Source organism: Brevibacterium sp. (assembly GCF_022712115.1).
Classification (GTDB): domain Bacteria; phylum Actinomycetota; class Actinomycetes; order Actinomycetales; family Brevibacteriaceae; genus Brevibacterium; species Brevibacterium salitolerans.
The window spans coordinates 1-10,338 of sequence record NZ_JALAHB010000258.1 but is presented as its reverse complement, the minus strand read 5'-3'; the positions used below and the strand labels follow the sequence as shown (position 1 = coordinate 10,338).

The window sequence follows — 10,338 nt, the reverse complement described above, 5'->3', positions numbered from 1 at the left end:
CGCGGCCGTCGCGTCCTGGTGCACGAACCGAGCCCTGCGGGACAGTGCCCGCACCCGTGCCGGCAGCGTCGCGAAGTCCTCGCCCAGCACGGTGCCGGTGCCCGCGTCCGCGCTCTCGAGACCGACGAGGATGCGGGCGGTCGTCGACTTGCCGGAGCCCGATTCCCCGACGATCCCCACCGTCCGCCCCGCACGCAGCGTGACGGATGCGCCGTCGACGGCAGGACGAACGGTGCCTGCGCGGTGCCCGGCGTAGGTCTTTCGCACACCGGTGACGCGGATGAGGGGCTCGCCCGCCGGCTCCTGTCCGACCTGGACGCGCCGGCTCTGCAGCAGCGGCACACCGGTGAGCCCCGGCGCCGCCGCGAGGAGCCGCTTCGTGTACTCCTCCTGCGGCCGTTCGAGGATCTGCGCGGCCGGACCGGATTCGACCAGCCGGCCGCCCGACATCACGAGGACCCGATCGGCCCTGTCCCGCGCGATGCCGAGGTCGTGGGTGATGAGGACGAGCGCCGCGCCCCGCTCTGCGACGAGGCCGGCGAGCAGATCGAGCACCTGCTTCTGCACCGTCCCGTCGAGGGCCGAGGTGGGCTCGTCCGCGATGATGAGGCCCGGATCGCCGGCCAGGGCCAGGGCGATGAGGATCCGCTGCCGCTGTCCGCCGGAGAACTCGTGGGGGAAGCGGGCCGGGTGCGCCTCGGGATCGAGGCCCACCTGCGCGAGCACCTCCCGGAGGCGGTCCTGTGCCTCGGCGCGAGTGTGGCCGTGGAGGGTGAGGACCTCCTTCAGCTGCGAGCCGATGGTCCGCACGGGGTTCAGTCCGGCCCCCGTGTCCTGCGGGACGTAGCCGATGCGAGTGCCCCGCACGCCGTGCCAGGCCCGTTCCCCGGCACCGCGCATGTCCGTGCCGAACACGCTGTGCTCCGCGGCCTCGATCCGCGCCCCCGCGGTGAGCAGACCTGCGGCGACGGCCGCCGTGGTCGTCTTGCCGGAGCCCGATTCGCCCACGATCGCCACCGTCTCCCCCGCACGCACCTCCAGGTCCACCCCGGCCACGGCGGTGACCTCGCCGCCGCGGGCGGGATAGCGGACCGTGAGATCGCGCAGGCGGAGCACGGGAGCCGAGGCCGCCCCGGGCACGGTGGCGGGACCCGCCTCGGGTGCGGCGGCGCCGGGGTTCTCCCGGTCCCCTGATCCGGGCGGCTGCTCGGGCCCTGCCCCCGCCCGAGCCACGGAGGGTGCCGGCACCGAGGTGAGGGTGGTCCCCGTGAGCTCCTGCTCGGCGTGACGGGCCAGGTTGAGGAGGAGGGAGAGCGGGCTGGGCAGGGCAGGCCGCGCGAGGGCGGCCCGTGCCCGGGCTGCGGGGTTCATGAACGGCTCCTTCCGGATCCGAGGGCGAGGGCGATGCGGTTGACGGAGAGGACGACGGCGGCGATGAGGAGTCCGGGCATCGTGGTGAGCCACCACGCGCTCGCGATGAAGTCGCGGCCCTCGGAGACGAGGAGACCCCATTCCGGCTGCGGCGGCGGTGCACCGTAGCCCAGGAAGCTCAGTGCGGAGACCGCGAGGATCGCGGAGCCGAACTCGAGTGCGGCGAGCGCGAACACGGGGCCCACGGCGTGCGGGAGCACATGACGGACCACGACCTCCGGCGTGCGGATGCCGTTCAGGCGGGCGGCCTCGACGAACAGCGTCGAACGCCAGCGGAGCACCTCGCCGCGCGCCACACGGGCGAAGGCGGGGACCGAGGCCAGGGCGACCGCGAGTGCGATGTTCACCGCGCCGAAGCCCAGGGCTACGACGACGGACATGGAGAGCAGCAGTCCGGGGATGGACTGGAGGACGTCGATGATGCGCATGAGGACCGCATCGACGCCGCGTCCGAGGAATCCCGCGATCACGCCGATCGCCGTGCCCGCGCCGAAGGCGAGGAGCACTGCCACCGCCGTGGTGCCCAGCGAGGAGCCGGCTCCGTGGATGACCCTGGCGAGCACGTCGCGGCCCAGCTGATCCGTGCCGAGCAGCGCACCGGCACCCGGCGCCTGCAGCCGCTGGAGCGGATCGCCGGAGAGGGGATCGCGGCCCGTGAACAGGTCCGGGACGAGCGCCCAGGCCGTCACGAGCGCGAGGAGGAGCGCGGCGAGGACGAGTCCCGGCCGGATGCGGCCCGGCGGAGCGGCGCTCATGCGCGCACCTCCTCGGTCGGAGGGGACGGGACGGGGTGCTGGGGTCGGGGAGCCTCGGGCGCTCTCTGCGCTGCCGTCCGCACCGCCGGGCGCGTGCGCGGGTCCGCGAGCGGGTACAGCAGATCCGTGGCGAGGTTGACGAGCACGAACACGACGGCGGAGAAGACCACGATGCCGAGCACCAGCGGGATGTCCTGCGAGGAGACCGCGGACTCCGCGAGCCGGCCCAGGCCGCTGCGGGTGAAGACCGTCTCGACGATGACCGTCCCGCCCAGGAGGTTGCCGGTGATGACGCCGGCGACGGAGAGCAGGGAGAGGCTCGCCACCCGCACCGCATGCGAGAGCAGGAGGCGGGGCCGGCCCATCCCCGCGGCCCGGAAGGTCGTGACGTACTGCTCGCGCCAGGCGCGGTCGAGCGCGCGCAGCAGGACCTGCGCGACCATCGCCCCGAGCGGCAGCGCGAGTGTCGCAGCGGGCAGGACGAGACCGAGGAGCCCCTCCGCGCCGAGTGCCGGCACCCAGCCGAGCCGGAACGAGAAGACCTGCAGCAGCATGAGGCCCACCCAGAACGTCGGCAGTGCGACGCCCAGGCCGGGCAGTTCGGACAGGAGAGCGCGCAGTGCCGGCCGCCGGGCATTCACGGCGAGGACCGCGAGCAGGGTCCCGCCCACGAGGGCGGGGACGAGGGCGGCGACGGCGAGCGCGACGGTGGAGGGCAGTGCGGCCCCGATGGCCTCGAGCACGGGCTGGCCCGTGGCGAAGGAGTTCCCCAGATCGAACCGGAGCGCAGAGGTCAGGGCCAGGAGGTACTGGACGAACAGCGGCCGGTCGAGGTTGTACTCGGCCCGGACGGCGGCGATCTCCTCCGGGGTGGCCGTGGACTGGTCCCCGCCCAGCAGGATCGCCACGGGGTCCCCGGGCAGCACGTAGAGCACGAGGAAGGCCAGGGTGAAGGCCGCCCACAGCACCACGGCGCCGTGTCCCAGGCGCCGCAGGACGAGGCCTGCGGTGGGATGCAGCCGCATCAGCCCTCACCCGCCAGCCAGGTGTCGTAGAGCTGGACGCGCGAGGACGCCTCGAAGTGGAGGCCCTGCACCTCGGGCGAGGTCGCCCAGACGCCGGAGAGCTCGACGAGCGGGATCGCGTGGCCTGATTCGATGAGCTTCACCGCGGCCTGTTCGAACAGCTCGGTGCGTGCGTCCGGGTCCGTGGTCACGGTCGTCTCCGTGAGGATGTCCTCGATCTCCGAGGGTTCGCGCTCGTTGACGTTGCGGGCTCTCGCGTCGAAGACCGTCCTGATGATGTCCGCGTCCGAACGGGTGAGGTTGTAGAAGTCGAAGGTGAGGTCGCCGGCCTCCTGCGCCGCGGTGTGTTCGGCCAGCGTGGCCCGCTCCAGCCGGAGGTCGATGCCCGCGGCGCGCAGCTGCTGCTGCACGAGCTCGAGGAACGGCACCGTCTGCCAGTAGCTGAGCTCGATGCTCAGCGGCTCGCCGTCGCGTTCGCGGATGCCGGTCTCCGCGTTGAGCTCCCAGCCGGCCTCGTCCAGCAGCGCAGCGGCCCCCTCCGGATCGAAGGCGAGGTGTGCGGAGAGGTCGGTGTACTGGGGCGTGGACTGCGACAGGACCGAGGTCGCCGGCGACTGGTGGGAGGAGATGACGGCGGCGAGCTCCTCCCGGTTGATCGCCTTGCTGATCGCCTGACGCACCTCCGGCTCCTCCGCGATGGGCTTCGACTCCTTTGGCAGGAGGTTGTAGGTCATGCCCGGATTGGGCCGCGAGAGCACGGGGAAGCCCGAAGCCTCCAGCGTCTCCTCGTCCTGCGGCAGCACCGCGGTGTCGACGTCGATCTGCCCGGAGCCGAGGCTGCCGTTGCGCACCGTGGCCTCCGGCACCACCGTGATCTCGATGCCGTCGAGGTGGGCGGGGCCCTCGTGCCGGGCGAGCGAGGACGGCCAGGCGTAGTCGTCGTAGCGGACCAGCGAGGCCGATTCCGCCGGGGTGAAGCTCTCGAGGGCGAAGGGACCCGTCCCGACGATCTCGCCGCCGCAGCGCTCCTCAGGGGTCTTCTCCAGCGTCCGAGAGGAGTAGAAGCCGAGGATCATGGTCGAGGTCGCCTGCAGGAACTGGGCATTCGGCTCCTCGAAGGCGACGACGGCGGTGTGCTCGTCCGGCGTCTCGACGGAGCGCAGGCCCGCGAGGTAGGAGGAGCCCTGCGTGGCCCTGGCCCCGAGGTCCTGGATCGCCGCGAAGTTCTCCGCCACGGAGGCCGAGGTGAAGGGCGTCCCGTCCTGGAAGGTCACCCCCTCGCGCAGATGGAAGGTGAATTCGCGCGAGTCCTCGCTGACCTCCCAGCTCTCCGCGAGCCAGGGCACGATCTCCCCGGTCTCCGGATCCTGGTCCGTGAGTGAGTCCGTCACCTGGCGCGTCACGTTGAGCGCCGTGTTCTGACCGACCTGCTGGCCGTCGACGCACTGCGGATCCGTGTCGTAGGCGATGCGCAGGGTGCCCCCGCTCACCGGTTCTCCTGCGGCGGCGGTGGAGGCTGACTGGTTCCCGCAGGCGCTGAGCAGCAGGACGGCGGACAGCGCCGCTGCGGTCAGCGGGAGGGCGGAACGTGTGTGCATGGAAGGCGTCTCCTGGAGGGGCAGAGAGGGAGGTGCGGATTGTTCGCGGTGTGATCACTTCACTCAGCCGAATGCGGCGCAGCGGCTGGGAGAAGTGATCAGGCGAGAATGGAACAGCACGCAGAAATGGCAGGGGGAATGGCGGAGCGCCGGAAATGCGGCACACCGGAGAAACTGACGAGTCAGAGGACTCTGCGCGTCAGCGGAAAGGGAACGGAGAATGCGTGTGCAGCGATGCTGCGAGCAGTGATTCTGCGAGCGCTGGGGTCATGCTCAGCAGCCCGGATGAGGCAGAGCAGTGCTGTTCACACGGTCACACGGAGCAGGACCGTTCGCACGGAACGGATCGCAGACGCACCGCACCTGCGCGAGTGCTGGTGCATGCACGGGCGCCGTGGTCACATCGAGATGCTCACATACAGATGCGCGCACACATGGAGCGACGACAATCGAGGGCCTCGAAGCGGGCGGCCAGTGCCCAGACCTGCGAGTTCCTGAATGCGATCATCGTGTGTCTTCCTCTGTGTCGGTCTTCTGCACCGGCAGACGAGCGAAAGCGGTCTTCCGCACAGCGGTTGAGGGAAAGTCCTCCCGTGGAGGCGAAATCTCTGAACCGAGAACAACAATAGCGTCCTCCGACACAGGTCACCAATCCGTGAAAGCCGGTGACGCCGCATGACGATCCGTGGCGCATTCATAGCCGTCACGCCTCTCCGGTCCACGCTCCCCCGGCGTGCCCGACTGCCGGGACCGGCCTCGGCGACGGCCCTCCTCCGCCCTACACTCCTGTCCATGCGCGCAGTCCACTTCGACACCTTCGCCCAGACCCCCGCCGTCACCCAGGTGGAGGCACCGGAGCCCCCGCCGCACGGCGTGGTCATCACGGTGGAGGCGACCGGCCTCTGCCGCTCCGACTGGCACGCCTGGGCCGGCCACGACGGCACGGTCACCCTCCCCCACGTGCCCGGCCACGAGTTCGTGGGCACGGTGGCTCGCACAGGTGCGGAGGTCACGGCGTACGCACCGGGTGACCGGGTGACGGCGCCGTTCGTCTCCGGCTGCGGGGCCTGCGAATTCTGCGCCTCCGGCAACGCCCAGGTGTGCCCGGACCAGACCCAGCCAGGCTTCACCCACTGGGGCTCCTGGGCGGAGGAGGTGGTCATCCACCACGCGGACGTGAACCTGGTGCGGGTGCCTGAGCAGCTTCCCGCCGAGGCCGTCGTCTCCCTGGGGTGCCGCTTCGCCACCGCGTTCCGCGGCCTCCACGCGCGGGCGCAGCTGCGGGAGGGCGAGGTCGTCGCGGTGTTCGGCTGCGGCGGGGTGGGACTGTCCGCCGTCATGATCGCCGCGGCGATGGGGGCGCATGTGATCGCCGTGGACATCAACCAGGGCGCGCTCGACCTCGCGCTGCGAATGGGTGCCGCGGACGCCGTGAACACCACGGGCCGGTCAGAGGCGGAGGCGGCCACGGCGGTCCGGGCCGCGGCGGCCGCGCAGGGCGTGGAGCACGGTCCGCACGTGACGGTGGAGGCGCTCGGCCTGCCCGTCACGATGAACACAGCGCTGGCCTCGCTGCAGCCGCTGGGCAGGCACGTGCAGATCGGACTGTTCGCCGAGGCACCGCTCACCGCGGTGCCCGCCGTGATCGGTCGCGAGATCGCCTTCCTGGGCAGCCACGGCATGTCCGCGGCGGACTATCCGCCGCTCCTCGACCTCGTGGCCTCGGGGCGGCTCCGGCCGCAGGACCTGGTCACCCGGACACTCTCCCTCGAGGAGACTCCGGACGCCCTCGTTGCGATGAACGAGGGGACGCTGCCCGGCCTCACGGTCATCCGGCCCTGAATCGTCCGGGCGGCGACACCGCCACGCGCAGACGAGTGCCGTCTGCGCTGTGGGGCGACTCCGCTCATGCCCGGGCGGACTGTGCCGGATCGCCGCGTCCGCTCCCCCGTTCCGCCCGGAGACGTCTCAGGCGAGGTACGTGGCGAGCAGCACCGGTTCCGCCTGCCCGTCCCAGGTGCCGACGAGCTGATGCGCCTCACCACCGGCGGGGCCGGACCCGGCGAGCAGGAAGCGCACCTCGACCGCCACGCCTCGGAAGCGGATGAGCGTCGACGACTCACGCTGCTCCACGGCAGGCAGCCCTGAGTCCCCGGCTTCCGGCTCCTGCACGGCTTCACGGGCCCGCACGGACTCCGCCGCGGCATCGGCGCGGATGACGCCTTCACCGCCGCGCCCCGTGCCGCGCACACGTGCCAGTCCTTCGCTGACCGGCTGCAACGAGCCGTCCTCGCGCACCATGAACTGCTCCGCACCCGCTCCGCCCTCCGCCATGACGCGGATGAGCGCTTCGACGTAGACGGGGTCGTGGGCCGCGTCGTAGACCCAGCGCTCGCCCAGCACGGAGTGCTGCATGGTGGTGACCAGGGCCTCGGCGGGCGCTCCGGCGAGCGGAGCACCGCGATAGGTGAGCGGCACCTGGACGGTGCCGAGGGCCTCCGTCGCGACGATGTGGGTCTCGCACCCCACCTCACCGGCCGGATCGTCGAACCGGTAGGCGGCGATGCGTTCGATCCCCTCCGCGGAGACCTCGGCGCCCGGTGCGCGCCGGGAGAGCAGCAGGGCGAGCGCCTCCGGCTTCGAGGGCGAGAGCGAGGCGGCGTAGAGGGTCGACACGGTGCATCAGGCCTTTCTGGTACCGGGCTTCCACTCCCCGTCCTCGACGGAGTAGTCGGCGAAGATCGCGGGAGCCTCTTCCTTCATGATCGCGGCGAGCTTGCCGAAGACCAGGCGGATCTCCTCCTCCGCGCCGGCCGCCGTGCGCATCTCGATGACGTGGCGCAGGGAACGGAGGTTGGCCGTGTAGACGATTCCGGTGCCCAGCCCCTCCGGCGCGAAGCGGCGCATGAACGAGGTCATGTGCTTCTTGTGTGAGAAGTTGGTCCCCTCCTCGTCGAGACCGAAGTGCGCGGCCATCCACTTCTGGTGCTCCTCCAGCGTGTCGAGCACCGCGAGGCTGCGCTCCATGAGCTCTGCGTCCTCGCGTGCCCACTCCGGGAACCAGAAGGGGATCTCGTCCAGGCGGACGTAGCGCAGGGACTCCTGCGAGTACGCACAGCCGGCACGGTGCCGGATCAGCTCGTGCGTGAGCACCCGGGAGACGTTGTGGAGGACGAACGTGTAGTTCGCGTGCTCCAGCACGGAGCCGTGCTGGGAGCCGATGACGTTGCCCAGGTACTTCTCCGAATCCGTGCGGACGCGGGAGACGTTCGGGTTGAGCCCGGGCTCCCAGGAGCGATAGCACATGCGGCCGGCGAACTCGAGGAGGTCCTCACCGTCCGGCGACTCGGCCTCGCGCACCCGGTCCGACCACGCAGTGCCGCCCACCTCGCCCAGGTATGCCTCGACTGCGTCCCAGTCGATCTGCGGACGGGCGATGAGTGAGACGGTGGGTTCGACGTGGCGCACGGATGACCTCCGGAAGTGGCGGGGCAGGACCGACCCGGCACCGCAGACCTCCCGGCGCCGCACCGGGTACAGACGCCAAGTCTTCCACAGTGCCGCTGCTGCGCCCATACCCGCCGCGCCGCCGTGAGCAGACGCTCAGGGCACGATCAGCGGCAGGGGCACCGGTCACCGCCCGCCCGGGTCCCGCGGGCCGATCACGTCGATGCCCAGCCCTTCGAAATCGCGGGTGTTCCTCGTCGCCAGAGGCAGGCCGCGGGTGAGGCAGATGGAGGCGATCATGGCCGCTCGCGGAATCCGGCATCCGGATCCACCTGAGTGAGATCCCCCTCGAGCAGGGGGATGTCCAGATCCACACCGCCGTATCCCAGGGCGAGCTCCCGCAGCTGAAGCAGCCACGGCTTCTCCTGGGGCGGTTCACCGGACTCGACCGCCGCCGGACGCTATCAGTGCTATCGCGCGCGGCCTGCGGAAGGAAGGCCTCACGGCACCCTGTGGGTCCATTCCTCAGTGCCGAACTTCGACTCGACCAGGGCCTCGGCCGCGGCGATCTCCTCCGGCCGCAGGTCTGCGCGCACGGCGCCGTAGCGGGTGACGAAGGTGTCGATCATCGTCTCGATGATCTCCTCCCGCGCAGCTCCCGTCTGGCTCCGCACAGGGTCCACGCGCTTCTTCGCGCTGGCGATCCCCTTGTCGGAGATCTTCGCCTTGCCGATGCGCAGCACGTCCGTCATCTTGTCCGCATCGATGTCGTAGCTCATCGTCACGTGGTGGAGCACGGCACCGCGCCTGCGCTTCTGCGCCGCTCCGCCGATCTTCCCCTTCGCGGAGGTGATGTCGTTGATCGGCACGTACCACGCGTCCACCCCGTGCTTGGCGAGCGCCTCGATCACCCAGCGATCGAGGTACGCGTAGGACTCGGCGTAGTCGAGCCCGGCCACCAGCTCGAGGGGAGCGTAGAGCGAGTACGTGATGCAGTTCCCGCCCTCCATGAACATCGCGCCCCCGCCGGAGATGCGCCTCACCACATCGATGCCGTGCTCCTTCACGCCCTCCGGATGGAGCTCGTTCACATAGGACTGGAACGAGCCGATCACCACTGCCTTGTCGTCCCACTCCCAGAAGCGGACCGTGGGTCCGCGCCTGCCGTCCGCCACCTCGTCGAGCAGCTGCTGGTCGAGCGCCACGTTGAGGCGGGTCGGCAGGACCGGCGTGTGGACCACCTCCCACGCGTAGTCGGTGAAGTCCCGGGCACGGGTGAGCGCCCGCCGCACCACCGTGGCGATGTCCGCGAGTGAGAATCCCTGCAGGTCGAGCTCCGGCCGGAACTCCGCCAGCGCCGCCTCGAGCCGGCCGGTGAGCACGCCGCCGTCATCCGCGACCGAGGCCCCCACCAGTGCGGGGGCGAGCGCCGCGAAGGCCTCCTCCGGCTCGAGGAAGAAGTCGCCGGAGATCTTCGCCCCCGTGATGTGCCTGCCGTCCGTCGTCACGTCCGCGACGACGAGCTTGCCGCCCGGCACCTTCAGCTCCCCGTGGAAGGACTCCTCCTGCGCGCCCTCCGCTCCCGCTCCGTACTCGTCTGCGTGCTCCGCCGTCTGTTCGCTCATACCCCTCACGGTAGCCCCACCGGTCCGCGCCGGCAGGACGGGCCCTTGACGGGCACCCCACTTGAATGGTTCATTAGTTGAGTAACTAACCAAGCAGGTGTTCCGGGTCCCAGCGGTCCGGAGAGCACAGAGCAGGAGCGCAGATGTTCGACCCGGGACGGCCCCTGTTCCAGCAGATCGCGGAATCGATCGAGGACTCGATCGTCGACGGCAGCCTGGCCGAGGAGGAGAAGGCGCCGTCCACCAACGAGCTCGCGGCCTTCCACCGCATCAATCCGGCCACGGCGGCCAAGGGCGTCGCGGCACTCACAGACAGAGGAATCCTCTACAAGAAGCGAGGGATCGGCATGTTCGTCGCCACCGGGGCCCGGGAGGTCCTGCTCGCGGAGCGCCGCGAGCGCTTCGCCCAGGCCTACATCGTCCCGATGCTCGCGGAGGCCCGCCGCCTGGGCCTCGG

At 70.9% G+C, this 10,338-nt stretch carries 9 protein-coding genes; 2 read left to right on the top strand and 7 right to left on the bottom strand.

Annotated elements, in window-relative coordinates:
* The 4 genes from Q0A33_RS15350 to Q0A33_RS15335 form a co-directional block, all read right to left on the bottom strand.
* Window positions 1-1,371 (bottom strand): ATP-binding cassette domain-containing protein (locus Q0A33_RS15350; protein ID WP_291798828.1); only part of this gene is annotated, 1,371 nt, incomplete at its 3' end.
* On the bottom strand, window positions 1,368-2,186 hold the full coding sequence (locus Q0A33_RS15345; protein ID WP_291798824.1) for an ABC transporter permease: 819 nt from the start codon (window positions 2,184-2,186) through the stop codon (window positions 1,368-1,370). The genes Q0A33_RS15350 and Q0A33_RS15345, both read right to left, overlap by 4 nt.
* On the bottom strand, window positions 2,183-3,211 hold the full coding sequence (locus tag Q0A33_RS15340) for an ABC transporter permease (RefSeq protein WP_291798822.1): 1,029 nt from the start codon (window positions 3,209-3,211) through the stop codon (window positions 2,183-2,185). Before Q0A33_RS15340 ends, Q0A33_RS15345 begins: the two co-directional genes overlap by 4 nt.
* On the bottom strand, window positions 3,211-4,809 hold the full coding sequence (locus Q0A33_RS15335; RefSeq protein WP_291798819.1) for an ABC transporter substrate-binding protein: 1,599 nt from the start codon (window positions 4,807-4,809) through the stop codon (window positions 3,211-3,213). Before Q0A33_RS15335 ends, Q0A33_RS15340 begins: the two co-directional genes overlap by 1 nt.
* Before the next feature lie 792 nt (window positions 4,810-5,601).
* Between Q0A33_RS15335 and Q0A33_RS15330 the strand changes: the two genes are divergently transcribed.
* Window positions 5,602-6,651 (top strand): alcohol dehydrogenase catalytic domain-containing protein, encoded by a 1,050-nt coding sequence (locus Q0A33_RS15330; RefSeq protein ID WP_291798815.1) that lies wholly within the window; start codon window positions 5,602-5,604, stop codon window positions 6,649-6,651.
* A 126-nt stretch (window positions 6,652-6,777) separates the two neighbouring features.
* Here the strand turns inward: Q0A33_RS15330 and Q0A33_RS15325 are convergent, their stop codons facing one another.
* The 3 genes from Q0A33_RS15325 to Q0A33_RS15315 all read right to left on the bottom strand — a co-directional run bounded on the left by Q0A33_RS15325 (window position 6,778) and on the right by Q0A33_RS15315 (window position 9,881).
* A complete protein-coding gene (locus Q0A33_RS15325) occupies window positions 6,778-7,485 on the bottom strand; it encodes a hypothetical protein (protein ID WP_291798810.1) in 708 nt (235 codons plus the stop codon).
* A 6-nt stretch (window positions 7,486-7,491) separates the two neighbouring features.
* A complete protein-coding gene (thyX, locus tag Q0A33_RS15320; RefSeq protein ID WP_291798808.1) occupies window positions 7,492-8,277 on the bottom strand; it encodes an FAD-dependent thymidylate synthase in 786 nt (261 codons plus the stop codon).
* A gap of 479 nt (window positions 8,278-8,756) precedes the next feature.
* Complete coding sequence (locus Q0A33_RS15315; RefSeq protein ID WP_291798804.1) at window positions 8,757-9,881, bottom strand: biotin/lipoate A/B protein ligase family protein; 1,125 nt, start codon at window positions 9,879-9,881, stop codon at window positions 8,757-8,759.
* A 143-nt stretch (window positions 9,882-10,024) separates the two neighbouring features.
* On the opposite strand from Q0A33_RS15315, the gene Q0A33_RS15310 reads away from it, so the two are divergent.
* Window positions 10,025-10,338 (top strand): GntR family transcriptional regulator (locus Q0A33_RS15310; protein ID WP_291798800.1); only part of this gene is annotated, 314 nt, incomplete at its 3' end.